General features: G+C 40.4%; 30 protein-coding genes, 1 pseudogene and 2 riboswitches. Of the genes and pseudogenes, 5 read left to right on the top strand and 26 right to left on the bottom strand.

Annotation, left to right across the window (positions count from 1 at the left end; genetic code table 11):
* Positions 1–23: 23 nt before the first annotated feature.
* Positions 24–416, bottom strand: a pseudogene (locus tag BK575_RS05465) (DUF6363 domain-containing protein); the annotation flags it as partial.
* A 547-nt stretch (positions 417–963) separates the two neighbouring features.
* Between BK575_RS05465 and BK575_RS05460 the strand changes: the two are divergent.
* The gene (locus tag BK575_RS05460) at positions 964–1,149 is read left to right on the top strand and encodes a YkvS family protein (RefSeq protein ID WP_028396849.1); all 186 of its coding nucleotides are present in this window, start codon (positions 964–966) and stop codon (positions 1,147–1,149) included.
* 127 nt (positions 1,150–1,276) lie between these two features.
* Here BK575_RS05460 and BK575_RS05455 read toward each other — a convergent pair whose 3' ends face one another.
* The 3 genes from BK575_RS05455 to BK575_RS05445 form a co-directional block, all read right to left on the bottom strand.
* Entirely contained in the window at positions 1,277–1,870 is a 594-nt protein-coding gene (locus tag BK575_RS05455; RefSeq protein ID WP_078409255.1) for an undecaprenyl phosphate transporter UptA, read from the bottom strand.
* Positions 1,871–2,002: 132 nt separating this feature from the next.
* The gene (locus BK575_RS05450) at positions 2,003–2,941 is read right to left on the bottom strand and encodes a magnesium transporter CorA family protein (protein ID WP_078409254.1); all 939 of its coding nucleotides are present in this window, start codon (positions 2,939–2,941) and stop codon (positions 2,003–2,005) included.
* Positions 2,942–3,361: 420 nt separating this feature from the next.
* The gene (locus BK575_RS05445) at positions 3,362–3,484 is read right to left on the bottom strand and encodes an anti-repressor SinI family protein (RefSeq protein WP_078409253.1); all 123 of its coding nucleotides are present in this window, start codon (positions 3,482–3,484) and stop codon (positions 3,362–3,364) included.
* A gap of 29 nt (positions 3,485–3,513) precedes the next feature.
* Positions 3,514–3,600: riboswitch (cyclic di-GMP riboswitch) on the bottom strand.
* Positions 3,601–3,953: 353 nt separating this feature from the next.
* Between BK575_RS05445 and BK575_RS05440 the strand changes: the two genes are divergently transcribed.
* Positions 3,954–4,166 carry a hypothetical protein gene (locus BK575_RS05440; RefSeq protein WP_078409252.1) on the top strand — a complete coding sequence of 71 codons (213 nt, stop codon included), beginning with the start codon at positions 3,954–3,956 and terminating at the stop codon, positions 4,164–4,166.
* 161 nt (positions 4,167–4,327) lie between these two features.
* On the opposite strand, the gene BK575_RS05435 is transcribed toward BK575_RS05440, so the two are convergent.
* From BK575_RS05435 to queC, 5 genes are all read right to left on the bottom strand, one after another.
* A complete protein-coding gene (locus BK575_RS05435; RefSeq protein ID WP_078414658.1) occupies positions 4,328–5,008 on the bottom strand; it encodes an NAD(P)H-binding protein in 681 nt (226 codons plus the stop codon).
* 123 nt (positions 5,009–5,131) lie between these two features.
* A complete protein-coding gene (gene queF / locus BK575_RS05430) occupies positions 5,132–5,629 on the bottom strand; it encodes a preQ(1) synthase (RefSeq protein ID WP_078409251.1) in 498 nt (165 codons plus the stop codon).
* Between the two features lie 99 nt (positions 5,630–5,728).
* Positions 5,729–6,460, bottom strand: a complete 732-nt coding sequence (gene queE / locus BK575_RS05425; protein ID WP_078409250.1) for a 7-carboxy-7-deazaguanine synthase QueE — start codon at positions 6,458–6,460, stop codon at positions 5,729–5,731.
* Positions 6,453–6,896, bottom strand: coding sequence for a 6-carboxytetrahydropterin synthase QueD (queD, locus tag BK575_RS05420; protein WP_078414657.1), 444 nt, complete (start codon positions 6,894–6,896; stop codon positions 6,453–6,455). The genes queE and queD overlap by 8 nt, the downstream gene beginning before the upstream one ends.
* Complete coding sequence (gene queC / locus BK575_RS05415; protein WP_078409249.1) at positions 6,896–7,561, bottom strand: 7-cyano-7-deazaguanine synthase QueC; 666 nt, start codon at positions 7,559–7,561, stop codon at positions 6,896–6,898. Before queC ends, queD begins: the two co-directional genes overlap by 1 nt.
* 371 nt (positions 7,562–7,932) lie before the next feature.
* A riboswitch (PreQ1 riboswitch) is annotated at positions 7,933–7,976 on the bottom strand.
* A gap of 236 nt (positions 7,977–8,212) precedes the next feature.
* Here queC and BK575_RS05405 point away from each other — a divergent pair.
* Positions 8,213–9,538, top strand: coding sequence for a DUF2254 domain-containing protein (locus tag BK575_RS05405; RefSeq protein ID WP_078409247.1), 1,326 nt, complete (start codon positions 8,213–8,215; stop codon positions 9,536–9,538).
* 38 nt (positions 9,539–9,576) lie between these two features.
* Here BK575_RS05405 and BK575_RS05400 read toward each other — a convergent pair whose 3' ends face one another.
* The 15 genes from BK575_RS05400 to BK575_RS28935 all read right to left on the bottom strand — a co-directional run bounded on the left by BK575_RS05400 (position 9,577) and on the right by BK575_RS28935 (position 22,466).
* Entirely contained in the window at positions 9,577–10,344 is a 768-nt protein-coding gene (locus BK575_RS05400) for a TadE/TadG family type IV pilus assembly protein (protein ID WP_078409246.1), read from the bottom strand.
* On the bottom strand, positions 10,341–10,745 hold the full coding sequence (locus BK575_RS05395) for a TadE/TadG family type IV pilus assembly protein (protein ID WP_078409245.1): 405 nt from the start codon (positions 10,743–10,745) through the stop codon (positions 10,341–10,343). The genes BK575_RS05400 and BK575_RS05395 overlap by 4 nt, the downstream gene beginning before the upstream one ends.
* 24 nt (positions 10,746–10,769) lie before the next feature.
* Positions 10,770–11,462, bottom strand: a complete 693-nt coding sequence (locus BK575_RS05390; protein ID WP_139367970.1) for a hypothetical protein — start codon at positions 11,460–11,462, stop codon at positions 10,770–10,772.
* A gap of 12 nt (positions 11,463–11,474) precedes the next feature.
* Complete coding sequence (locus BK575_RS05385; protein ID WP_078409243.1) at positions 11,475–12,320, bottom strand: hypothetical protein; 846 nt, start codon at positions 12,318–12,320, stop codon at positions 11,475–11,477.
* Between the two features lie 30 nt (positions 12,321–12,350).
* Complete coding sequence (locus tag BK575_RS05380) at positions 12,351–13,670, bottom strand: hypothetical protein (protein ID WP_078409242.1); 1,320 nt, start codon at positions 13,668–13,670, stop codon at positions 12,351–12,353.
* 72 nt (positions 13,671–13,742) lie between these two features.
* Complete coding sequence (locus BK575_RS05375; protein WP_078409241.1) at positions 13,743–15,101, bottom strand: VWA domain-containing protein; 1,359 nt, start codon at positions 15,099–15,101, stop codon at positions 13,743–13,745.
* Between the two features lie 296 nt (positions 15,102–15,397).
* The gene (locus tag BK575_RS05370) at positions 15,398–15,631 is read right to left on the bottom strand and encodes a hypothetical protein (protein WP_139367969.1); all 234 of its coding nucleotides are present in this window, start codon (positions 15,629–15,631) and stop codon (positions 15,398–15,400) included.
* A gap of 102 nt (positions 15,632–15,733) precedes the next feature.
* Positions 15,734–16,672 (bottom strand): type II secretion system F family protein, encoded by a 939-nt coding sequence (locus tag BK575_RS05365; protein ID WP_078409240.1) that lies wholly within the window; start codon positions 16,670–16,672, stop codon positions 15,734–15,736.
* 3 nt (positions 16,673–16,675) lie between these two features.
* Entirely contained in the window at positions 16,676–17,602 is a 927-nt protein-coding gene (locus BK575_RS05360; protein WP_078409239.1) for a type II secretion system F family protein, read from the bottom strand.
* Positions 17,599–18,954 carry a CpaF family protein gene (locus BK575_RS05355; RefSeq protein WP_078409238.1) on the bottom strand — a complete coding sequence of 452 codons (1,356 nt, stop codon included), beginning with the start codon at positions 18,952–18,954 and terminating at the stop codon, positions 17,599–17,601. The genes BK575_RS05360 and BK575_RS05355 overlap by 4 nt, the downstream gene beginning before the upstream one ends.
* A gap of 54 nt (positions 18,955–19,008) precedes the next feature.
* On the bottom strand, positions 19,009–20,169 hold the full coding sequence (locus tag BK575_RS05350; RefSeq protein WP_078409237.1) for an AAA family ATPase: 1,161 nt from the start codon (positions 20,167–20,169) through the stop codon (positions 19,009–19,011).
* An 18-nt stretch (positions 20,170–20,187) separates the two neighbouring features.
* Positions 20,188–20,961, bottom strand: a complete 774-nt coding sequence (locus BK575_RS05345) for an SAF domain-containing protein (protein ID WP_078409236.1) — start codon at positions 20,959–20,961, stop codon at positions 20,188–20,190.
* A gap of 759 nt (positions 20,962–21,720) precedes the next feature.
* Positions 21,721–22,029, bottom strand: a complete 309-nt coding sequence (locus BK575_RS05340; protein ID WP_328589484.1) for a DMT family transporter — start codon at positions 22,027–22,029, stop codon at positions 21,721–21,723.
* Positions 22,026–22,172: a hypothetical protein gene (locus BK575_RS29460; protein WP_328589483.1), complete on the bottom strand. Its 147-nt coding sequence runs from the start codon at positions 22,170–22,172 to the stop codon at positions 22,026–22,028. The genes BK575_RS05340 and BK575_RS29460 overlap by 4 nt, the downstream gene beginning before the upstream one ends.
* A gap of 165 nt (positions 22,173–22,337) precedes the next feature.
* Positions 22,338–22,466: a DUF6254 family protein gene (locus tag BK575_RS28935; RefSeq protein ID WP_235867311.1), complete on the bottom strand. Its 129-nt coding sequence runs from the start codon at positions 22,464–22,466 to the stop codon at positions 22,338–22,340.
* A 98-nt stretch (positions 22,467–22,564) separates the two neighbouring features.
* On the opposite strand from BK575_RS28935, the gene BK575_RS05335 reads away from it, so the two are divergent.
* Both BK575_RS05335 and BK575_RS05330 read left to right on the top strand, forming a co-directional pair.
* Positions 22,565–23,158, top strand: coding sequence for a type II CAAX endopeptidase family protein (locus BK575_RS05335; protein WP_078409235.1), 594 nt, complete (start codon positions 22,565–22,567; stop codon positions 23,156–23,158).
* Between the two features lie 270 nt (positions 23,159–23,428).
* Complete coding sequence (locus BK575_RS05330; RefSeq protein ID WP_078409234.1) at positions 23,429–23,860, top strand: YkvA family protein; 432 nt, start codon at positions 23,429–23,431, stop codon at positions 23,858–23,860.
* An 87-nt stretch (positions 23,861–23,947) separates the two neighbouring features.
* Here the strand turns inward: BK575_RS05330 and BK575_RS05325 are convergent, their stop codons facing one another.
* Both BK575_RS05325 and nhaC read right to left on the bottom strand, forming a co-directional pair.
* Entirely contained in the window at positions 23,948–24,838 is an 891-nt protein-coding gene (locus BK575_RS05325) for an alpha/beta hydrolase family protein (protein WP_078409233.1), read from the bottom strand.
* A 295-nt stretch (positions 24,839–25,133) separates the two neighbouring features.
* Entirely contained in the window at positions 25,134–26,528 is a 1,395-nt protein-coding gene (gene nhaC / locus BK575_RS05320; RefSeq protein ID WP_078409232.1) for a Na+/H+ antiporter NhaC, read from the bottom strand.
* Between the last annotated feature and the right edge of the window lie 138 nt (positions 26,529–26,666).

Here is a 26,666-nt window from a genome sequence, read left to right as displayed (position 1 = left end):
GATAACCATTTAATAAGCTGGTCCTATTTTGCTTTTGCTTCTTCATATCCTTGTTGATATAAGCCTTCAAGTTTAACCGGATTGCGCTCCATTCTCCCGACAGAGAGCGGCTGTGCTGGACGAATAATAAAAATATTGCCTTTTTCCTCTTCCTTCTCTAGATAAGCGACCGTTTCATTATAAGTGCTGTAACGACGCTCTAATGCTTGTAAAAGTCCCGGATAATCTCTATAGGAACGCTTTGCGATCCAAAGCATATTGGATTTCTTCTTTTGATAATCCGCATTTCTCGTTAATACGACGACATTTTTTGTCATCCCATCTTGTTGAGCTTTTTTAATGGGAATTGGATCACTAATTCCGCCATCTAGAAGTTTTTTGCCTCTATATTCGACAATAGGGGCAATAAAAGGAACACAGACTAACATCGCCGCGTCCTGCGGCAACGTCTGCGTGACCCGCATCGTGCGGGCCTAACTAACCATCGGTGGAGGATGAAGGAAAACCCCTACCAATGTAAGTTTCCTTTATATTAAAATAATAACGAATCCCTCTATGATTGTCATGTATTTCACTCAAAAGCTTCTGGATCTAAAATGATTGAAGAATACTAAAAAATATAAAGCAGGATTTATCATTAAACTTCCTGATTCTCTTCTCATTTTTCATAAGAAAGGCTCAGCAGGTATGAATTTTATACCTGCTGAGCCTTTCTTATACAAAAAATTGTAAAAAAACACTTTACGATTTTATAAAATTCGTGCAAACTGTTTACAAGAAGTCTCAAAAATAACAGAGAAAATCTTGACATTTTCAATAGTATTTGTATGGTTTAAACGAATAAGAAAATAAAGGCCTTTATTTTCTTATTCGTTTAAAACGGAAAATTACGTGCAACCTTTTTCCGTTTTTCTCGTATAAAGTAAAGAGAGACTTCTGATTTATGGGTAAAGGAGAGAGAATATGAAGATTGCTGAAGTTGGAAATTTGATTGAATTTAAAGGTGGTTTACAAGGTATTGTTGAGAAAGTAAATGAAAACTCTGTGATTGTTGATTTAACCTATATGGATAACTACCATGAACTTGAGTTAAATCAACGTACGGTAGTCAATCATAAAAATTATAAGATTATTGCCCAACATGTTTAATCAAACTGCAGAAGAGTCATTGTGATTCTCTTATTAAAAAGAAATCAATTTCTTTTTAACGAAAGCGCTTTAACATCTCTTTATTACTAAAAAAGCCATGAGGTTTCTCCCTCATGGCTTTTTTAGTTTATCCCTTTTTTCGCTTCCATACCTTTACGACTATATATGCTAAAATGACAGTTGCTGCAGCAAGCGCAATCGGGCGAGTATATGCAGCGGCAACAGTTTCGATTTCTTGCCAGCGAGAGCCTAGCTGTACCCCTAACATAAGAAAGAAGATAGACCATGGGATAACGGCTAAAGTCGTTAAAATCGTAAAACGAACAGCAGACATTTTTGCAATTCCTGCTGGAATGGAAATAGCATGACGAACAACCGGTATAAAACGGGCGGTAAAAATAACCCCTGTTCCATATCGCTCAAACCAGTTTTCTGCCATATCAATATGTTTTTTGTGAATCAATACATATTTTCCGTACTTTTCTAGAAACGGGCGTCCGCCATAATAACCGGCCCAATATAAAAACAGCTGAGCGATCACTCCACCAATTGTTCCGGCTATAACAGCTCCAACGAAGGTAACGGTTCCTTGAGACACCATATATCCTCCATAAGCAAGTACAATCTCACTCGGTATGACTTCAATCATCAGGCCTAACGCAATTCCAAAATAGCCCAAATCAGTCAGCCAAAATAATACATTATTTATTAATTCACCCATACTATTTTTACTCAATTCCTTTCCATATAAATATGTATCATCTATTTTTATGACCCTCATGTACAAGAAAGACTTGTCTTTTTGTATACATAAAGGTTCATGAAATTCTGATGTTCAAGCAATCGTGTTGATTTAAAAATATCTTTTCTTCCAAAAAATAAAAGCGGTAGCTCCTGATAAACCAAATGCTATGCAAAGTACGATAATAAAAGCATGAGATATATGTTCAAGCGGTAAAGCGACATTCATACCAAAAAAGCTCGCCACAATCGTCGGAAACGACAAGACAATTGTAATGGATGTCAAAAACTTCATGACGATGTTTAAATTATTGGAAATAATGGAGGCGAACGTGTCCATCATTCCAGTTAAAATGTTGCTGTATGTTTCGGCCATCTCAATAGCCTGCGTGATTTCAATAATGACATCCTCAAGCAAATGTTCATCGTCTTCATACATCCGTAAATATTTTTGACGTAAGATTTTATCTAACACGACTTTGTTGGACTTTAATGAAGTCGTAAAGTAAACTAAACTTTTTTCAATCGCTAAAAAAGCATATAGCTCTTTGTTTTTCATTGATTGATGCAATTCTTTTTCAATTTCATTTGTTTTTCGATTAATTTGCTTTAAGTAACGCAAATAATACATGGAAATGACGTTTAAAATTTGTAAAGCAAAACGGGTCTTTTTGTAGGTAAAAAAGCTGCGGACTTTTTGATTCAGAAAATGATGTAAAATCGGATTATCCTCCAAACAAACCGTAACAAAGCAATCTGGAGTAATGATCATCCCGAATGGAATGGTTTCATAAACAGAGGACTGGTTGCTGTCGTATGATATAGACGGGTAATCCACAATAATCAAGACATTCCCGTCTTCCTCTTCAATCCTTGAACGCTCATCATCATCAAGAGGATCTTTAATAAAATCCAATGGTAAATTCAAATGACCTGCAACTCTTCGTATTTCTTCCTCCGTTGGTGAAATCATGCTTATCCAAGAGCCTTTTATAATTTCCTCCTGCTCATGGAGCCTTCCATTTATATCCGTTAGGTAAATGTTCAGCATATATCAAACCTCCTCCTTTTTCAAAGAGGAAGCCCTCATACCGTTCTATCAAAGAAGCTGATATTGTTATCGGCAGCACTATTATCTGATAAATTGGGTATCCTGGCTCCCTCTGATTGCATACTAGACCCAGGATCACTGGAACTTTGTGTACTCAACCGATACCAACTCCTCTTCTCTCATTTACTCACAAAGTCTATCATACCGCTTCTTTTTTTATTTGTACACAGGAAAAATAGAAAGCTATGAGTATCCATTTTTTAGGTATATTACAACTTTCTTTCCAAAATAAAAAGCGTTTATGCCTCCATAAACGCTACTCCTCTTTATCCTTTTTCACTTTCTCTTAACCTCATTACCATATCATATCCTAGATGCCCTCGTTATATAGAAAGAACATAAAAGCAATAAATTTTCCGACTAATCCTGTGATGATTGACCGGCTAGAAAGTCCTTAATTTCCTTCTCTGAAATACCACTGTCTAATGCTTCTAAAACTAAATCCACCCATTCCTCATCTAATAGTATTTCCCCTGTAATCATAGTCTTTCTCCTAAAATACGTTTTGTATCTCAGGCACCCAGCCGTCATCGTTAAAAAACAACTTTATACCCGTAACTTTGCGTCCTTACTTTTCAATAAGTTTGCCTTTACTCAAGAATTTCCTCTGAATTATTATGCCTATAACAAGAACAATATTCCTAGTAGGTTTTCATGCGTTAAACTACTTATGTGTTTTAATAATTTCATTCTTTTGCTGTTCCGTAATAATACCTATTTTATAAAATAAATAGGTATATTGTTGAACTTTTTGTTGACAAGAGAGCCATTTCATATCAATATCCCCTTACTTTTTCATATATTATATTTCCACTAAACAAAAATGTTTCCTTAAGCCAATAAATTTCCGCTCTTATCTCCCTTAATTCCCAATCTGCTAATCATTCATTGAATAAGTGATGGATTAATGAGACAATAATGTCAGATATTCAATAGAAAGGAGCGGTTTTAAATGGAACTAGTGTTTCTGATTATATTCTTTATTATTTTCCTGCTCGCAGCCTTCGCAGGCGGAAAAAAGCGCAGCCACCGCTCTCATCATACGTCAAACTCTTTTACACCCTTCACATATGAGAAAGATGAACATCACGATTCGGATTCTTCTTTTTCAAGTTGGAGCGACTCCGGCAGCAGTGATGGAGGCGGCGGTGGAGGTGGAGACTAACCCCCGCAGCTATTTATGTTTCTTCCTGTATTGAAACTATAAAGGAAGCTTCCATCAGTGAGGGTCTTACTGACCGTTAATGCGGGATAAATTCAAAAACAGTAAAAAAGGACGGCTCACAAAGTATACGTTTTGTACTTTGTGAGCCGTCCTCTTCTTCTTTAATTCGTTACGGCACCATGACAATTTCCATAATAAATAACATCACTTTCATGAACATGGACGCCTGAACGTTCCTCAAGTGCTGCCTCCAACATGGCCTTCGCTACATTTTCTGCTTTAATCGGCTTAAATTTACGCCATTTACCGATTAAAAACATCGAAACACTTTTCAGAGCATATTCTCCGATCTTTTCACCTAAGCGGATTTCACTACGCTGTCCAAGTAATAACGATGGGCGAAAGAAATGAGTGGATCGAATATACAGATGGCAAATATCTTCTTCTGTTTGCCCTTTTACTTTGTTGTAAAAAATAGGTGAACGAAGATCTGCGCCGATTGCTGTAATCGTTAAAAAATTGCGCACCCGCTTTTTCTCTGCCAGTTTAGCAGCTGCCAGCGGATATTCATAGTCAACCTTTAAAAAATTAGCTTTTGTTTTCGCTTTTTTCATAGTTGTTCCAAGACAGCAAAATACGTCATCTACCTTAAATTCGTCTTCATACTTATAAAGCTCATCAAAATTGACCTCGACTTGCTTTAACTTTTCATGCTGAATTAACAGCTTATTACGAACTAAAATAGTGATTTGACTATATACGTTGCTTTCAAGTAACAAACTGAGCAGCTCCCGACCGACAAGACCAGTTGCACCAAGCAAAACTGCCGATCTTTCCGACATTTCTTTCACCTTCTTAACTAAATTGTCAAAACTGGCAGCACCTGCAATCATGTTGCCTGTTTCATTTCACTTTCTTCATATCCAGTTCCACAAGCTAAGCCGTACAGCTGCTTCACCTTCTATTTACCGATTGTCTATCTTTTCAGGATATAAATCATGATTCATGAGACGGTATTCCGCCATTTTTTCATATTTTGTTCCTGGACGACCGTAGTTCACATAAGGATCAATGGAAATCCCGCCGCGCGGTGTGAATTTCCCCCATACTTCAATGTAACGCGGGTCCATCGCTTCAATTAAATCATTCATAATAATGTTCATACAGTCTTCATGGAAATCCCCATGATTTCGGAAACTAAACAAATACAATTTCAATGATTTGCTTTCGACCATCTTTTGATCAGGAATATAACTGATATAAATGGTTGCGAAGTCCGGCTGGTTTGTTTTAGGGCACAGACTTGTGAATTCCGGACAGTTGAATTTCACGAAATAATCACGATTTGGGTGCTTATTGTCAAACACTTCAAGAACTTCCGGTGCATACTCGAATAAGTATTTCGTTCCTTGGTTTCCCAGCAGCGTTACACCTTGTAATTCTTCATCTTTTCTTCCTGTCATGTTAGTTTCCTCTCTTTCCTCGCTTGTCATTCTATCAGCGAATTGAATTTTTGTGAATACATCTTTTCGTTATTTGTTTGTAAATTTTTTGAAAAGCGCTTACACGCCCCGTTTATTCCCCCATACGAGGGTATGAAGCTGCGGCAGCGCTCGGATATTATTCATCTCAGGTGAAGCGGCAATTTTATCGATTAACCATTCAAATTTTGTTAATAATTCCTTGATTAATTGATCATCATTCGTTGTACCGGCATCTTCATTGCCGACTTGCACAAAAAACGGAATAGATGGGTAACGTTTATGAACATTTACTGCATATTCGAAATCCTTGTCGTTAAATATAACAACCTTCAAACTGACAGCATCCTGTCGGCCGTTCTCATGCAATTTGAAAATGATGTCATCCAAAACGGCAAAATTCGTCTCCATTCCTGAACTTGGCGGTTTCGGTGAAATAGTCAAATCATCGATGTGCAAGAACCAATCTTGCCAGCGGCTTCCTTGTGTTTCAAGCGCAGTGAAGATATCGTTTTGTTTTAAAACATCAATCAGTTCAGAGAGCGCGGCAATTAAAGCGGGATTTCCCCCTGAGACGGTCACATGGTTAAAACAATCTCCACCAATTTCCTTTAATTCTTCCCATATCTCTTGCGCTGTCATTTGACGAATATCGTCTTTTGCCGATCCGTCCCATGTAAATGCTGAATCACACCAGCTGCATGAATAATCACAGCCGGCCGTTCGTACAAACATGGTTTTACGCCCGATGACCATCCCTTCTCCTTGAATGGTCGGTCCGAAAATTTCCAGCACCGGAATTTTTTTAGCCATGCTTTTTCACCTTCTTTGGACGATACACAACATAGCTTGTCGGTGTTTCACGCACAAACACTTGCAAGCATTTCGGCTTATTTGTTAACGTGTCGAGATGGGTTTGAATCATTTCATATATTTTGCGTGCTACCACTTCCGTAGTCGGGAAATCATTCGGATTTTGGTCATTAAACACGTTCGTATGGTCATTTAACAACGTATGATCAAACTGGCCGGATACAATTTTCTTCAACAACTGAAAATTAACTAAAAATCCTGATTCATCCAACTCATCCCCTGCAACCGTAATATTCACAAAGTACGTATGGCCATGAATGTTTTGGCAGCTCCCCGCCTCTTCATGCGGTACAAAATGGGCCGCAGCAAACTGCATATCTTTATTCAATTCATACGAATACTCATGAAAGACTTGCGGATACATTTGCTGAAGCATCATTCATTCCCTCCGTTCTTTTTCGTTAAATATTCATCCAATCCACGCTTGCGCAGGTCGCAAGCCGGACATTCTCCGCATCCATCGGCCATCACGCCGTTGTAGCATGTAAGTGTCTTTTGACGAACATAATCGAGTGCTCCAAGGTCATCAGCCAGCTCCCACGTTTCCGCTTTATTGATCCACATAAGCGGTGTATGAATGACAAACTCATAATCCATCGACAAATTGAGAGTTACGTTTAATGATTTCACAAACACATCCCGGCAGTCCGGATATCCGGAGAAATCCGTTTCGCACACACCAGTGACAATATGGCGACCTCCGGCTTGTTTCGCCAAAATGGCAGCAAACGAAAGGAACAATAAATTCCGTCCATCTACAAATGTAGTCGGAAGTTCTCCCTCTTTTTGCTCAATCTCAATATCATTACGGGTTAACGCATTTGGCGCCAACTGATTTAAAAGCGACATATCCAATATATGATGCTTCACGCCAAGTTCAGCGGCAATCGCTTTTGCCACTTCAATTTCCTTACTATGCCGCTGTCCATAATTAAACGTTACTGCTTCTACCTCTTTAAAATTTTGAAGAGCCCAAAACAAACAAGTCGTACTGTCTTGCCCTCCACTGAATACTACCACTGCTTTTTCATGCTTCATCATCTATTTCGACCTTCCTTTCCTTTATAAAAACTGCCGTAAAAGAAGAAAGTGTGTCCTTGAATGGTTTCCCCTGAGAAATAAAAAGAGACTGCGCCCTATAGCGCAATCTCCCTTTTATCCCATCATTAAGAACAGACAAGCCATATGCTTGCCTATTCTTTAATATAGGGAATAAAAAACAAAAAAGCACTTCATATCGAGGCAAATCGAACATGAAATGTGCTTCATAAGACATGTCAAATAATAGAGGCCTCTCTCATCCATTTATGATGGTTGAATGCCTCCACCAGCAAACAAACGCCGGTATTTGGGCGTTTGTTTGCTGGCCGGCTAAAAGGCTCCTCCTGCTTTGCAGGAGAGCCTTTTAGCCGACTGTCTTAGTTTTTTATAGAGGGAGTTCGCGAACCTCTCCCGTGCTGCTGCACGGATTTTCTTCTTTAGTTGTAAATAAAGGAAACAAGCGCTGAGGCCCGTTTTCCTTTCATTAATATCATGTTATGTGTAAAGATACTCAAAAATCTCTAATTTCTGCAATCCTGATTCAAATGTTATCGAATACTTTCATACTATACCACAATATTTTTGGAAAGACTATAAGCAAAAAAGAAAAGCCCGTAGAAAGCAGAAATCGAAAAGGAGCGTGCAGGGGTCATGAGGTTTATTGCATTATGGCGCAATATCCGGGGAAGCTTTTGGTATCTGCCGGCACTTTACAGTGTGGTTGCCTTTATATTGGCTCTCCTCACCATTCGTTTTGATTTTTACGTAACGGGTAATCCAATGGTTAGTGCGCTCGTTCCAAGCCTTTTACTATCTGACAAAGGGCTTGCTCAAGCTGTACTCAGCTCGATTTCATCTTCTCTCTTGACCATGACGACTATTACGTTTTCTACCATTTTGGTGGTTCTCACTACGTTTTTATCGAATTTTTCTCCGCGTACGCTGCAAAACTTCATTACAGATCACAGTACACAACGGGTATTGGGAAGTTTTGTCGGCGGCTTCGTTTATTCGGTTGTTCTTCTTTTATTACTGAGGGAAACGGATGACAAAAGTACATTCATCTCCCCGACTTTTGCGATTGCTGTTACGATTTTGTGTTTAGCTGTTTTCGTTTTCTTTGTCCATCATACTTCTTTATGGATTCAAGTAGGCAATTTAATTTTTCATATTTCTACCGACACTTCAACCATTATTAAAGAACAATTCCCTCCAAAAACAAGCAACCTTTCAGATACATGGAGCGAAACCGATTTCAAAGAAATAAAAGAGCTGCCGGCAATCATCATAAACTCTCCCTCATCTGGATACATTGATATGATCGATGAAGAAGGATTAATGGATATGGCCATCAAACGAAACTGTATCATTCGCATCGAGCGAAGACAACCTGATTTTGTCGATGAAGCTGCTCCTCTTTTTTCAGTATGGAATACAACCGAGGAAGAATTGATAGAAGAGCTGTACAACTTTGTATCGATTGGTCCCCAGCGAGCTCCTTACAAGGATGTGGAATTTGGACTTCGGAAACTGGCAGAAATCGCCTTAAGAGCCATTTCCCCTGCAGTAAACGACCCAAATACAGCCATTAACAGCATTGAACAAATCGGAAATATTTTAACAGAATTAGGGAAGAGACAATTGCCAAAGCCATTTCGCTATGATGACAAAGGGCAGCTTCGTTTAATCATGGAACAACCAATTTTTATGGATTATTTATATGCGAGCTTTTATCAAATCCGTCATTACAGCAAAGAAGATATTTCAGTCATACGTTCAATTGTCAAAGCATTGACCTTAATTGCGGAGAGTAACGATTCTGACATTCAACATACCGTATGGGAATTTTCGATCTACATTATAGAAGGAATTGATATGAATTCCCTTCTTTCCCTCGATAAACGTTACTTGAACGATTTGCTTCTTAAACTGGCCAAAGCCTGCCAAAAGCAACATGAGTTTAAACTATTACAATAAAAAAAGGATGAATCAAAAGATATTTTTGATTCATCCTTTTACTCAATAATATAAGGCTTTGACTGAAAACCATCTAAGTGCTTGATAAACCCCACCTTTGGCCCTTCCCCTGTTTGCTTCACTTCCATTCCTTCCTTAGGAAACAAATTTGCAAAGATAGTCGGCTTATATGTACTGGATGTTTGAATCTCAATTCGGTTTTCTTCATTTAAATAATGTATTTCTGAACCGACCGCTGTCCCGCCATTTTCTTCAATCAAGTCCGAAATGATTTGTACTAAACCATTAATTGCATCGTTGTTCAACGCTTTTATTAACTCATTCTCAACGATTGTTTGTCGCGGGCTATCTCCTCGTAATTCATCACTTAATACTTTATCAATAGCTTCAATCCTTGCTTCATTATGTGTAAATCTAGAAGAGGATTGCAAAATTTTATTGGTTTCTGCAACAATCTGGTCTGCCAAGCTTTTCTTCCCTACCGTTATGTCCACTTCCGCTGAGGATGCTTCAGTTGGTGCCGATACCTCCTCAGCTTCTGTCGGAGTTTTTTCTCCATTCTCCACTGTGACACTGCCAAGCTCAAACAATTTTTGATCGATTTCATTGATTGCCTCGTCTACCTTCTCATAAAAATAAGCAGTCGCTGCCAGGCTTGCCTGTTCAGCGGCTGATGATGCCTGATCCTTAATATAAAAAGCCTTCACAAAGCTCATAAGCATGAGAAACATCACGACGAGCACGCTCATGAGACAAACGTTTAACAACATAATATTCCCGCGTTCATTTTGAACATACTTTCTCATTGAATCACCCTGCTGGTCGCTTCCTGTTTAATCGGAATGGCAGGAAGGCCTTTTCTCATGTCAGCCGGTAAAAAAACAAGCTCCACCTCTGTCTGTAATACCGCCGTGAAATCAGGGCTGCCTCCTGAATAACTGACAGTAAGCGGTACGGTTTGGCGGATGCTGTCCCCAACCTTATTCATGACGTCATGGGCCTTTGCAGAAGCTTCCAATGGATCTTCCGTTACCGCATATACTTTCGCCCCTTCATGAACGGCAGAATGGGTCACGATAAGGGCATAGCCGACAATGAAAAACTGCCACAGCATCACAAAAAGAAGCAGCAACAGCGGAACCATTCCTAAAAACTCAATCGAGGCTGAGCCTTTTTCGCTGTTTATATGTTTTTTCCATCTACCCATCTTTTTCACTTCCACTATCTTTAATTACTTTGCTTGAAACACAAGTTCATTGTGCCATTTCCTTACATAAAAGGTCGTAAAAATCACAATGAACGGAAAAGCAATCATATTGAGCACACATTGGCCAAGCACAATAGCCAAATAGCTTGCTGTAACAGAGGCAATTGAATTCATGACAACAAAACCAATCAAAAACTCAACAAAAGCCGTTAACAGGATAATCAACAGTAAAGGAAAAAACTTCTTTTTCCCTAAACGAAAAGCCGTTTTCCACGCGTGATGAACAGGCTTATCAGACATCACAGTCATATACGGAGTTAAGAAAAGCAGCACGGCTGCAATCATTCCAGGAATGATGAATAAGACCATCCCTGTTACAACAATCAAGACATAGCACAGGGCAAACACAAAAACGGAAAAACCGTATTTTAAAAATGCCTGATAGGCTTTTTTCAGGCACTGCTCTTCTCCTTCTATATCACTTAGCGCATATTGGATGAATGGAATTTGTGTAATGATGCTAAATAACAACATATAAAACCCGTTGACGAAATCCCCGATGAAAAGAAATGGAGTATCGGAAACACGGATGTACATATGGTTCACTACAACCGTTTGAATGAGAAAAAACGGGAATAAAACCGTCACGGACAACAATAAAATGTGCTCGATATTTTGTGTATATAACTTAAAGCTCTCTTTCAATGGCTTCAACATGAATCACCTGTCTTAATGATTTCTAATCATAGTTAAAAATTGTTGTTCATATTCATAATCACTAATCCGTTTTGCTCGTTCCTCCAATTGTTCCAGCGTTAACGCGCCCCGCTTTTGAGTCATGCTTTTCCCATACTCATCTTTTTCAAACGTCAACATCGAATTCTCCAATCGTTTTCGGGCGGCAGCATTTGTCAATTCTGTAAGGCTGCGCTGAAGCATTTGGGCTTTATCAGCAGCCGTCCCGCTCATTCCTTTCAGAAATTCTTTCACGACTGCAGCATCATCAAAAGAATCGAGCTGAATTTTTCCCTCTGTATACATGGTGTAATTGTATTCATTTAATAAGCTGTTAGCCTTTTTGACTTGTTCTTCCGATAAATAGCCCTGCTTATCGTAAACAAGGTCATCATTCGCCAACAGCTGTTCAAAAATCTCTTTAATGTAAAGACGTCCTTTTATAAGTTGACGAAACATATCCTTTAGCGCATTCCATTGTGGTTCAATTCCCTTGACACTTTCTTGCTTCTCAATATATTCCATCCACTGCAGAGGCTCTTCCACCAATTGAATCGGCTCCAGCATTTTACGCTGTATTTCCGTAACCGCTCCCGAGGCGATCGCATTATAAGAATTCATTTGCTTATAAATCATTTGAGCCAATAAACGAGAAACAGGTTCACCTTGTTTATCTAAAATCAGAACGCCTTTTACTTTTCCAAACCGGAAAAAGCGAACAAGCTGATAATATTTTTCTTCATGTAAATAGAAGTACGTATTCAAATGAGGATCTTCGAACAATCGCTTATATTTTTTCATTTGTTCTTCAATGCGGCTTGTCTGTTCTACTTTCAACAAAGAAGAACACCTCCTTCCTAAAGAGCTTCGTTATTTTCCAAACCCAAACAATCCTTTTGCCCCATTCCATAAAGCCGATGCTTTCTCTTTAATTTTTTCACGGTTCTTAATCAGCTTCGTCACACCTTGAACTGCATACCCAGCTACAAATAGCCCTGCTCCAACAGCCATAAGCCCAGCACCCGCAGGTGTCATCATTCCCATCGTTCCAGCGCTTGCAACCATTTCACCTACACTACTGATGGTTTTCCCGATACTTTCTGCCCGATCGTAGCCATTGTCTGCATTAATAGCAGCTCCGACATTTTTAACGGTCTCATAAGTCGAGAAACCTAAGCCAACGGCTCCCATTCCTACCCCAATCTTAGGAAGAACGCGTCTGGCTCCTTGATAAAACGCTCCGTCGGTTGGTGCCATGCGCATAAACTCACGAATGCGTGTTTGTTCCAATGCGGCTGTATTACTTAAAAATTTAAAGTCTTGGAAATTGGAATACGCATCATATGTTTTATAGCCGGCTTCCACAAAATCCGCCGCTTCTTTCGCATATGGATTATTGGAGGAAGCAACTTTGACACTTGAAATCAGAAACTCCTTCCAGCTCCCCGACCCTTTGAAAGCGTTAGTACCATTGATGCTTTCACCATTTATGACTTGATAATATTCGCCTTTTACCATATCTGTCCCAAGTGCTACTTGTTTCAATAATGCATCGTTGACTGCGTATTTGATCCCATCATAGCTGGTAAATCCATCCGCATCAGGATCATAGGAAAAGCTTTTAGAGGTACCTTCTGTCCCCTCGCCGCTATGGCCTTCTCCTGCGGTCTCATCACCTTGGTGCGTATCGCCGCTATGGCCTTCTCCTGTTGTTCCTTCACCTTGATGCGCGTCCCCCCTATGGCTGTCTCCTGCTGTTCCTTCACCTTCCCAGCTTCCCTGATCGGTTTGTCCTTGCATTTGCCATTGGTTCAGCTGCCACTGCTGAAACGCCCATTGCTTAGCTTCCCATGTGGAGGCATTCGGATTCACCTTTAAATACCATTGTTGCATTTGCCATTGCTCCGATGCCCATTTTTCGGCTTCCCATGTAGAAGCATTCGGCATGGTTTGCAAATACCACTGCTGCATTTGCCATTTATCCAGCTGTTCCTGCTGCTCGATGGCTTTCGTTCCCTCTCCTTTCCATTCATCAAGTTTCCACGGAGAGATTTGATCTCCCCACTCATCTCCCTGCCACGGCTGCACTTGTGCAAACGCTAGTATTGGAGCAAATTGCAAAAATAAAATAAACATGACAAAGAACAGTGCTGCCCTTGACCTAATACGCCGTCTTTTCATCCTCTGCACAGTCTGCTCTCCCTTCCATTCTTTTTCTGTCTAGTATCAAAGGTTGAGACACTTCCGTTTCCAACTCACAGACTATTGCTTATTAGCTCGGTGTGTTTCAAAAAGCTGATCCATTTTTTCTCGATATGCTTCGTGGCTTTCGGAAACTCCTTCATGATAAATATCATTGGTCGTAAACTGAATATCCCTTGTGTAATCTAAATACCAGCGATGGATTTCGGCTTTTTGATCAAAGGTGATTTTCTCTGTTTCTAGTAAATAATCGATAGAGCTTTTATAGTTGGCAGCCTCTTCATCCGCCAACTGTTTGGAAACAGACCGATAATTTCTAAATGCATCTTTATTGATCATGCCAATATCAGAAATTTTTTGTTTGTTTTCTTGAAACCAAGCATGCCAATCCACTGCAGCCTCTTTCGCTTTATCAAATTCGTTGTTCAGCTCATCCTTCGTATTAACAGATGTATAGTCTCCTCCAGAAGCTGTCGCCACTTGTTCAAGTTGCTTTTGTCCTGCATCATCCACATCAAACCCAATGACATTCACCACAGGCGCAATGCTGGACTCTTTCAATTTTTTCGCTTCTGCCGCCGGATCCCCGCCGCATGTTTCAATTCCATCGCTAACTAAATAGATGATGTTTTTATGTTGTTCGCCTTCAAATGCATTCAAATCATCCGCTGCTTGTTGAAGAGATTTCGCCACAGGTGTCCACCCTGTCGGTTCAAAGCTGTTCAATGCATTTTGAAGATGCTGTGCATCATATGTATTAATAGAATAAACAAGCTCGCTGCTCTGACAGGATAATTCTTTATCCTTCTCTTCATTGCTGCCCTTATGTCCATATACACGCAAACCCACTTTAGTACCTTCCGGAAGTGTGCTTGCAAAATGAAGGATAGCCTCCTTCGCGAGTTCCATCTTCGTTTTTCCGTTTACTTTACCAGCCATACTGCCGCTGGCATCCAAAATAATTTCTACATTATAGCTCGGCTCTTTCGGCTCTGTTTGTTGTTCTTGCGGATTGCTCACATCTTCTTGTGCCACAATTCCTGGGGGCTTAGGGTATTCCTGCTTATATAGCTGAACAAGTTTGTTATATAAGCTCTTTATTTCTTTTTCACTCGCACTCTCAGGCAATGCCGGGAATTCATTCAATCTTTCTTCAAACGCTGATTTGTTTTCCTCAAATCGTTTACCTGCCAACTCTCCAACAGGATAGTCCAAAGCTTCTGCATAATTTTTCGGCGCCTCCGGGGCATTATAAAAAGCTTCTAATTCAGATGGTTCTTTTATGTTCTCTTTTACTTCCTCTGCAGTGCTTGGTTCTTCTTTCTTTGGCTGTACAGCTCGTTCATCACTCCCGCATCCTGCCAGCATAGCCAATGAGGAAAAAGCGATAAATCCTTTTTGCAACCATTTTCTGTTCATCTATTTTTCTCCCTTTTTCTTCATGTTTTACAAAGAATGAAAAGGGCCTTTTCTCTTGATTGCGCACTATAGCCGAATCATTTGTATATATATTCCACTTAATAACTCGACATAGCTTCATTCGATCGAGGGACATTCGCAATCAGTTCATCAGACCCCTTGAATTCACCCGCAAAGGTTCGGCAAATTGGGCATGGCCGCTCTTTGGTCATGTCCAATTTGCTAAATCGATCCATAACAGGTCCTTTTTCATCTATCAATCTTTTATTCCCTTATATCCAGAGACGTCGTAATTCTTACTCCCCGCCGCCGATTTTACCTAAAAATCCTTCCAGCTTTCCTACGAAAGTATCTCCAAAACTCGTATCCTTCATGGCAGTCGAAATAACACCAGTTAGGATAACAATGATCGCGGCAATTCCAATCCATTCTAGAGACTGTGAACCTCTTTCATTCTTTACATATCCTTTTACCATGTTCTCTAAAAAGTTATTCACCTTTACAAAAGCCTTTGTTGTAAGTTTGTTCATCCTCTTTTTCCTCCTATTATTCATTTATCCCGCATTAACGGGCAGTAAGACCCCCACTGATGGAAGTTCCCTTTATATACATACCGCTTAAACGGGAATGACTTATTCAAACATCTTGAGAATACTGTTATCACCTAGAAACATATTCAATATCATCAATCCTGCAATCATCATGATGGCTGCAGGCGTGATTACGAAGGTCGTAATCAATGTAATTTTCGGCGATGCCTTTGCCGCTTTCTCTTTTGCCTGCTCTTTGCGCATGATGCGCATGTCCTCTGCCTGTATTTTAAATGTTTGGGCAATCGGGACACCAAGCCGGTTCCCTTGAATGAGGGATTTGATCAATGACTGAAATTCAGGATTGTCATTTCTCCTTAAAAGCTCCCGGTATGCTTCTTCCCTTGGCACTCCCAACTCGACTTCTTGCAAAAAGCGGGAAAACTCTTCCTTAAGCGGGCCGTCAAAAAAGCGAACAATTTGTTTCAAGGCTTGCTCTAAATGGACACCCGCCTGCAAACTGACACTGACAGTATCTAAAAAGTCAGGAAGATCATAGCGCAGCTTTTCCTGCCGTTCCTTCCCTTTACTTTTCACATACAAAATGGGAAGAAAATAACCGATTAACGGCATAAAAATCAGCCCGAAATGGGCAAGTGGAACCCCAATGACAAATGCCATGGCTGCCAATGTCAATCCTGCCAGCGCGAAAAAGATTTTAATTCCCTGAAATCGCTCAACGGTTAAATCAAACGGATAACCGGACCTTCTGAGCCAATCTTCCACATCATGGGGCTCGCTGAAGAAATTAATGCGCTGTCCCATGGTCGAAAAATCATCAGCAAACTTGGTCAATCGTTTAATAGCCTTTTCGACCAATGGTTCTTTTTTCCGGTAACGATGTTCATTTTCCATATGTACCGTTTCTTGCACATGTACCATCAACTCTTTTTTCTGTTGTTGGAATACATAGAGGTGACGCAATCCAATGCCGACAAACAACCAAAATAAAATGACTGAAATAATGAGTAATGCATCCATGTTTTACACCCTTATATTGGATACCTTTCGAACGAGAATAAAAGCAAGTACCGTCGCTCCTAAAAAGAGAAATCCTAAAATCGCTCCAGGTACCGTCATAAGCGGCTGTAAAAATCCGTCAATAATCTGGTTCATCATCAAGACAAGAAAAACAGGTAAGATTGGTAATAGGTACGAAATATAACGTTGTTCGGCTGTCATCGTTTTAATGGATTGCAAGAGAAGCTTTCGTTCATCTAATGTTTGCGACATTTCGTCCAATACGGCGTAAAGATTGCCTCCCGCACGCTTTTGAATAAGAAGCGTCGCAATAAACAATTGAAACTCACGGGATTTATGACGCTTTTGCATGTCCTTTAACGCTTTTTCAAAGTCTACCCCGAGCTGAAGTTCCTGTGATAATCGCTGAAATTCTTCCTTTGCCGGTGAGGCCACTTCACGTGCTACAAGATCAATACCCTGATAAATGGTCATCCCTGCCCGTACCGAGTTGCCGAGTAAGCGGCATACTTCGCCAAGCTGGTTGTTTAAACGTTCTTCATATTTATTTTGACGAAGCCAAAACAAAATGAAATAAGTAGCGATAACGGTAAGAGTTCCAATGATGGCGCCAAGAGCGTATGTAAGGCCGAACATGCTGTTGGACAGAACGGTAATAGCCATAAAAGCGAGTGCAAGCATCCCTAAAAACTCTGATGGTGTAAGGGGAAGGTTCGCTTGCTGCAGCTTTTCTCTTAATGGCTCGGCGTGTTTGGTTTGATCAAAACGATCGCCCAGAACCACGAAAAAGCTTTTCCGTTTTTGACGTTCCCCGTACCAGCCTGTCACCCGCTGTTTCCATTGGCGTTTTTCCGCCCTATAGCCAAGATAGCTGTAAGCTCCCCATAGTCCGAATAAAACGGCTAAACCGTAAAAGACTGCGGCTGTCATACGTTCACCTCCACTTGTTGAAACAGGGATTCATCAATGCCTGCTCCATATGTTTGCAAGCGATGCAAGCATGCCGGCACAATACCTGTCGATGTAAAATACCCTTCTACATCCCCGTTTCGAGACATTCCAGTACGCTTAAAAGTGAAAATTTCCTGCAGACGGTTGGAGCCATCCTCTTCTGTTACAATTTCTGCAATCGATATGATTTTCCGTGTTCCGTCCGTTAAACGCGTCGCCTGAACGATGAAATCGAGAGCTCCAACGACGTATTCGCGAATGACATGGCTCGGCAGGTCCATTCCTGCCATAATGACCATCGCTTCTACACGCCTTAGTGCATCTGCCGGTGAATTCGCATGGACGGTTGTCAATGACCCTTCGTGGCCTGTATTCATGGCCTGAAGCATATCAAATGCTTCCGCTCCGCGAACCTCCCCGACAATGATTCGGTCAGGACGCATACGGAGCGCATTGCGGACAAGCTGGCGGATGGTAACTTCCCCCCGCCCCTCCACATTGGCAGGGCGCGCTTCCATTCCAACGACATTCGGACGGTCCAAGCGAAGTTCGGCCGAGTCCTCAATCGTGATGACACGTTCTCCAAAAGGGATGGCACCGGCCGCGACATTCAATAATGTTGTTTTACCACTGCCCGTTCCCCCTGAAATGAGCACGTTCATCTTCGCCTTAACGACGGCTTGCAAAAATTGCCCCATCTCTCCACTCAAAGAATTCAAGCCGAGCAAATCTTCCAGCTGAAACGGATCTTTTCGGAATTTACGAATCGATACTAACGTTCCATTTAAACTGATTGGCGGAATGACAGCATTGACACGGCTCCCATCCGGCAATCGTGCATCAACCATCGGCGAACTCTCATCGATTCGGCGGCCAAGGGGAGCTACGATACGATCAATAACATGACGTACATGTGAATCATCCCGGAAGACAACATTTGTCATCTCTAATTTACCTTTTCGTTCCACATATACTTGGTTATGTCCGTTGATTAAAATTTCAGTAATAGAATCATCATGGATTAACGGCTCAAGCGGTCCGAAACCGACAGCCTCATCTAAAATTCTTGTGAGCAATGATTCCTTGTCCGTTCTGGAAATGACCACTTTTTCTTCGGTCATGAACTGGCTGACGAGCTGTTCAATTCGCAGCCTCATTTCGCCTTGTGAGAGCCTTGTGAGTGCTTCTAAATTCGCATCACGCAATAGCCGTGCCTTATAATGCTCTGCCAGTTCCTCTAAATACGGCTGATCATATACAGATACAACATTCGTCATATTTTTTGTTTCCTTTAATATCTTTTCTTTTCGCTTTTCAAATAACGAAGCCATTTCCTCTGCCTTCCTCCTTTCCTCGCAGTTATACTTTCTTACCTTTCTACAAAGTTACTTCAACATGGAAAGAACCCATTTTTGAACATCCTTGGCGAATGGAATCATTTTCTTTTCATTGGGCTGCTTGCGAATGGGTTCTCCTTTATTCAAAGCAGCTTGGACTCCTTTTAAATCACGGCGGATTTTTGCCGCCACCGGGTAGACAACAAATTGTTTTAAATCACTCGGCTGCAATTCGTTATCCCGGCCTACTTCGTTCAAGACGACTTCCATCCGATTTTCCGTATTGATCCCAAGCCTTACAAATAACTGCTCGACTTGCTTCAATACTTTCAATGATAATGTATTAAAGTTTAACACATAGTATATTTTGTCAGACTCTTCCAACGCTGTGTACGTTACGCCATTCATATGGGAAGGAAGGTCGACAATGACAAAATCATAGCTGCGGCGGCATGTGCGCAGCAATTTCGCGATAAACTCTTCGGCAATGGTTTCGGCCACCTCTGCATCGGCAGGGCTTAACAAAATTTCTAACTGTGAATGCTTTTCCTTTTGTGATACGTTGCGAATATGGCCTTCGTTCATTTCTTCAGCGACCGGCAGCAAATCTGCCAGTGAACGGTTAGACTCGATTGTTAGCACCGTTTCCACTCCACCGTATTGAAGATTCAAGTCTAATAGAATCACTTGTGCTGTTGATTCAAGCTTTAGCGTTTGCGCAAAAGAAGACGCGACGATCGTTCTTCCAACGCCCCCCTTGCCGCTGTAAAACGAGTAAATTTGTCCGCGCCCGCGTTTATAGGAAACTGCAGCCGCAGCTTCCGTTTCCTGCTGCTTTTGCTCATTCACAAGATGAAGCAAGCTTGGAAAACGGCCTTCAAACAATGTCAATTCATCCGGGAATACGAAGAAATCCACTGCCCCGGCTCTTGTCACACTTCTTAATAGATTAAAATCTTGATAGCGTGCTACAAAAATGACGACGGCAAGCGGGTTCAACGTTTTCATATAATGAATTAGCTCAATTGATGAATCATCGTCAGGCTGAACAAGGACGACCACTTCCGGTGCAAGACGGTCCAACTCCAATGTAACATCGCTGGGTTGTAGTACATGAACGGCCACTTCAGGTTTTTCAACGGTTAAACGCAGCTGATCAGTAATGGCAGGCTGATCGCTGACAATGAGTAATTTATGATGTTGATTCATAATCGCTCCTCCAACGGGTTAATTTGTCTTTGCCGGCTGGGCAGGTTGCTGAGCTGGAGCCGGTTTGACTTCTTGCTGCTGAGCTGCAGGCGGGTTAGTCGGAGCCGGTTGTTTGGCGGCTTCTTCCGCCGGTTTTGTCTCCTCTACCGGTGCGGCCGATGCCTTCACTTGGTTTTGATCTTCTTTCCCCACATTAGCCTTTAAAATTCTGATGCTTTCCGCATAGTTTTGCATATGTATGAGCTTCGGTGCGTCTTCTTGGCTTACTTCGACTGCCACACCCGTGAAGTCTTTCCCCTCAGGCAGACGTGAAACAAGAACATCCTTCATGAACACCTCTGTTTTCGGTTGGTCATTAAAGGTATGGGATACAATAATATCCACACGATCTTGTTCCCCTACTTCCTCATCGAAGTGAACTTTTTCATTTTCGAAAATCGCCACTAGTCGATTGTTTTCGTTTTGTACATTGGAAATAGGCTTTAATACATTCTCAGTGATAAGATCCCCTTCCGACATCGGTACAACGGACACTTTGTTTACTAACCTGCTGACATCCGTTACATGGAAATCTTTTATAACAAAACGATTGGGCAGCTCCACCGTCCTTACCTGCCCCGGCTTAATAGGTGTTCTCGAAGCTATATCAGCAGCAGCAACATATACCTTCGTCCTTCCTCCAAGATCTGTGTTTAAATCTTTCACTTTTACTAAAAACAAGATGCCGGCTGTAACGGCCAATAAAAAAGATAATGATAAGAAAATAAGGGCTTTACGCTTGGACTCTAGCATGAATAAATACCTCTCCTTGAACATTTGTTCACAGTTATGTCAATTTTAATAGTTTAACTATGTAAAAAGTTACTATACTCCTATAAATAAAAGCAATGTAGCACCGACTGCCCCCATATATACGTTCTCCCTCTTTTTCATCATTTTCCATTTTTTGCTCAAGTACTAAGGTTAATAGTCATAGGACAAATTAAGGGTGAATTAACATTCCATTCGCAGGAGGCTTTTTTTCACTTCTTAGTAGAAATTTTGCTGTTTCTCTCCATTTTAAAGCAGCATTTTGCCTGCTCTCTCTCGGGAATATCTCTTATCATCTTCCGTATTGATTAACATTCACTACAAACAATTGATCTTTCTAAACATAAAAGAATACGGTTACATCAATATATTAATTTCTGAAAATTTAGCATTATTACACTTTATAGGAATTTAGCTTCCTTTTTTGTAATTTTTTATAAAAAATAAACTATTTGTTTTTTACCTTGAGAAAAAAGATTTAAAACCCATTTTTAGAAAAAAATTCCGATAACAGTAAAATAGAATCTATTTTACTATAAAAATTAAGTTTACCCTTTTTAAAAAAAGGCTATATTACCCTTAACTAGGTAATATAGCCTCCTTAAATTCATTTGGAATGTGCAGCTCCGAAATAAAGAATTGCCGCTCATCGTTTTTACTGTATGCTCAGATTTTTATCTTACATTCGAGTCTTTTAGATATAATGGGGAATGAGTGCTTTTTACTCATCCCCCATTATATCTAGCCGATTTTTGTTCCTCCTTTAAAAATTAAATAAAGCGCAATAAATAAAAGCGCCAGTCCTAAAAGACGGGAGCCATCGAGCAAAATACGCGGATTGCCAAACAAACCAAAGTGATCCAACAGCATGCTCATTGCAATTTGTCCCACTATGACTGTTACAATCGTTGTTCCTACACCAAGCTTTGGAACGGAAATCACGGACAGGACCACATAAATAGAACCAAGTAACCCTCCCGTTAAGCTCCATTTTGGCACTTGGAACATTGAGAGAATATTTCCTTTTCCAAAAAACAACATAATCATCAATAAAGCCAATGTTCCAACGGCAAAAGAGACAAATGCCCCTTCAATTGAACCGATTTTTTTCCAAGCGTTCCATTAATGGAAGCTTGAAGACTGACGGCACTGCCAGCTAAAAGCACCCCTGCTAAAAGAATCCATTTCCCCATTTTTGTTCCTTCTTTCCTTGCTGTTTGCCCCTTATGAATTCGACAAAACAGAGAAATCTCCTGTCTAGGAAAGCAGGCATCGTTTTTGACATGTCAGGAATGTGACAAAGTCCTTTCCGGAGTATGAATCCAAAGGTATGTTTCATACCTTTGGATTCATACTCTTTATTTATTTTTTAGCTGTGGAGCTGTCTCTTCCGCTAACTCTTCCAAAGACTTCACTTTCCCATGAGGATTTTGAGATTGTTTTCTTACTGTCCACTGACGTTCCTGTTGGCTTTTAGATTGTGTCATATGCTGCTCGTCCTTTCCTGTAAGATGTTTCTTCATATACTAGGATGGCACTGGGAAGTATAATTATACTTAGAAGACTAATGAAAGGATTTCCGTGAATGCTATTAACTAAACGCATTATTTTAATGTTCCTTGCGATCCACTTTTCTTTTTTTGTAGTTTTTACCAGCGATCAATGGTTTTGGATTTTGTTCCCGCTTTTATATATCATACTTATTGCCGTCTCCATGACCGTCCCCCTTCCTCGCCGTATGACGATAAAGCAATTCATAATAGGAATTTTATCGGGATTATTTTTATATGGGGTATTCGCGTTCGGATATTGGCTGCTCATTCATACGCCTCTTCCCATCAAAGAGTATGTACATGATTTATATGACTCCATTGGACCATCCGTTTGCTGGCAGCACGCATTAATATGGTTGATTATTGCTGGCGAAGAATTTTTTTGGCGCTCTTTTATCCAAAAAAACGTCTTAGGCGGATTCAGTACCATCAAACGCATTTTGCTTGCAACGTGCCTTTACACAAGCGTCCACCTCTATTCCTTTAATCCCTTGCTCATCCTTGCAGCCATTGCGGGCGGAATTTACTGGGGATGGCTATATGAAAAAACACGAAATATATATACTATAGTCGCATCCCATGCAGTCTTTGATTTATTGCTTTTATACATATTGCCTTTTACATGAGAAAAGCGGAGGCGACTGTTCAGCTCGTGAAGGAAATAGGGATTGACCCAGAAGGCGCTTTTTGCCTTATGAGGGCAATCATCTTTTCCACAGCGAGCTAGGAGCCGGAGCTAGACAATGAGAAAAGCGGAGGCGACTGTTCATTGAAATCATTTTCAATCTTTAGGTATACTACTTATAAGATGTTGACGGGCGGCTTCATTCTTTGTTCACCAAAGATTTGACTGCCCTATAAACAGGATAAACAATACAATAAAGGACGGAGAAGTTATGTGGAAAAAAGAAAACATAGAGCAAGTATTTATTAATTATAGACCACAAGCGGAAAAACTGTTGCAAAACACCGATAAAGTCAAGAAGCTCCTCCAGCAAGCGATTGAAAAAGCAAAGCAAAACGACGGAATTATTGGGGAATCAGTTCGAAACTTAGAGCTCACATTCGACATGTTTCGAGATTGGTTAAAAGGAGAATATCAGCATGTTCCAAAACGCTCCCTTATGACGATTGCAGTCACGCTTCTTTATTTTGTATCAGTTGTGGACTTTGTTCCCGATTTTCTCATGGGAATCGGACTTGTCGATGATGCTGCCGTTATTGCGTATGCTGTAAAACATATTCAATCAGACTTAGAGCAATATAAGCAATGGAAGCATGAGCAAACCCAATCACCCATTACGATTGATATCTCTGAATCCACATGACAGATTTTCAATTAATAAACTACATATAAGAAGCAGGAAATTTTTTCCTACTTCTTATATGCATGGGCTTATAGGGCAAAACCTTAATTATTCATGGGAAGTAGAGAATCTTTTCGGCAAATGGATGGCAAACCACTTTTCTATTTCTTGATTATACTCGTTAAAATGTTGGGTTAATGGATGATCGTCCCCTTCATACAATACGTATTTATACTCTTTATTTAGCGACTTCAAATTGGTTACCAGCTTTTCCGCCTGCGAATAATGAACTTTTTTATCCTTTGTACCGTGTAAAATAAGGAGGGGAGAATTGATTTTCTCACTCCAGAAGACAACGGAACGACTTTTATATTTTTTCCTCTCTGCTTCCGGACTGCCTACCATCTTCCTCAATTCTTTTTTCACGTTTGCCCCCCGTCCATCATAAAATTGAAACATATCTGTAATCCCTGACACGACTGCTGCCGCATTAAAATGGATCCCATTTTTCATCAATAAGTAAGTCATCATACCACCTCGCGAATAGCCAATCACCACTTTTTGTGCAGGGTGAACATAGGGTAATTTTTCTGCGTGATGAATCAAATTGATAATGTCGTTAACATCATTTCCCCCATACGTTTCTTTCCCTTCACTTCCACCGTTCCCGCGGTATTGAGTTGTCACCACCACATATCCTTTTTGGGCCCAGGATGATAAATATAAAAGCCTTTTATTATTGACAGAGCCATAGTCATTCATTCCGCCCCGATTATATACAAGTAATGGAAGCTTCCCTTTACTTTCTTTTGGTTTAAGTAAAAAACCTTTTACTTTTAAACCATCACTCATATACGTAAGTTTATAAATATCGACATCATGGGCGTATGGAGATCGCAGGGGCATTTTCTCCATAATCATGTCATCTGATTTTGAGAAGAAAGCGGTTAAAGCGACTGTTAGGACTGTCACAAGCATCATTATTCCAAATTTCTTCATCCAAAGTTCCCCCATTGCTGAATAAAACTTGATTTTAAGCACTTTTCTAAAAGATTATTGCTTTTGGCTTTTGGACCATAATTAAGCAGATGCTTACCATCTATTTGTATGTATGTTCCGTTTCATAACTCGACACTTCTAGATGGATACACATAGTTTATACTCACGAACGCCTGTCTTCTCTTTTAAATACTTTCCTTTACTTGAAAAAACACCCTGTTTTGAAAAGTGTATCTTTGCTTATAAAAAAATCGCCCTGCTCCATGCCAAAAGGCAAATGAGAGGGCGATTGTCGTTAAGCCGCTTTCTTATGAGGAATGTCTTTTTGCTTTACTCCAAGACCTGAATATCCTAATACAATCGAAACGATTGGGCATAACAATAAGAAGAAGGCATACGGAGCATATTCCACTACTGGAACCCCTAATGTTTGAGCGATAAACGCACCGCTCACTCCCCATGGGATAAGAGGATTAACGAGCGTACCCGCATCTTCTAACGTACGTGATAAATTTTTGGAAGAAAGATTCCATTTTTTATACAATGGCTGAAAAGTTTGCCCAGGCAATAAAATCGACAAATATTGCTCTCCTGTAATGACATTCACACCAATAGAAGACATCGCTGTCGAAAAAATGACATCTCCTTTTCGTTTGATTTTTTTCGTCAAACCATCAAGTAAAGCTTGTACAATTCCCAACTCGCGCATGACTCCGCCAAGTCCAAGAGCAATCATCACAAGAGAAATAGACCACATCATCGACTGTAAGCCGCCTCGATTCACAATACCGTTGACAATATCATTTCCTGAATCAATTTTTAAGCCATTTTGAAGCATTCCTAATAAATCAGGCAAAGCAAACTGAGGCTGAATGGCCAAAGCCGTGATGAAAGCTGAAACGATTCCCGCTATCAATGTAGGCACCACTTCTGCTCTTTTAATTGAAAGAAGTAAAACCAGCAAAGGTGAAATAAGGGACCAGCCGCTAATGTGAAACTGATTCGCTAACACGGTTTTTACCGTTTCAATTTCTTCATAGCGCAAATTGCTTCGATCTGCATTTAACCCAATAATCAAGAATATAGCTGCCGTGATCACCAGGCTCGGTACTGTCGTCCAAAGCATATGGCGAATGTGCGCAAACAATTTGACTCCGACAATACCGGATGCGAAGTTAGTCGTATCGGATAATGGAGACATCTTATCCCCAAATGCTGCCCCTGATACAATGGCGCCGGCAGCCAAGCCAGGATGAATCCCTACAGCCGTCGCAATTCCCATTAATGCCACCCCTACCGTACTTACCGTAGTGAAAGTACTTCCTGTAAAAGTGGAAACAATAATGGTAATAAATAAAGAACTAATTAAAAAATAAGTCGGCGAAATCCACTCAAATCCGATCGATAAAATAGTTGGAATAGTTCCGCTTGCCATCCAAACGGCGATGAGCATACCGATGAGAGCTAAAATCATAATCGGCTGAATTCCCAGCTTAATCCCTTCCACAATACCATGCTCTATTTCCTTCCAACGAAATTGGTACATACGCCCAATAATAGAAAGAGCGATAAGGCTCATGACCAATGGAATATGCGGTTCTACTTTTAAGAGAAATAATGAAACAAAGATAAATGAAAGAATGAGTAAAACAATAAAGAATGATTGCTGGAATGATAATTGCTTCTTCATATATAAGTTCCTTCCGTACTTTTTTACTTAAACGCTTTTACGCTTTTGTGCAGTTAAGTGATGAATATAAGTATAACGTTTCCCCCTCTATTCGTCAATGACAGACTGGCTGTTTATATGTTTAATAGATAGGATAAA

The sequence above is a fragment of the Priestia abyssalis genome (genome assembly GCF_002019595.1).
Taxonomy (GTDB): Bacteria; Bacillota; Bacilli; order Bacillales; family Bacillaceae_H; genus Bacillus_BA; species Bacillus_BA abyssalis.
This window is presented reverse-complemented; position numbering and strand designations above follow the sequence as displayed.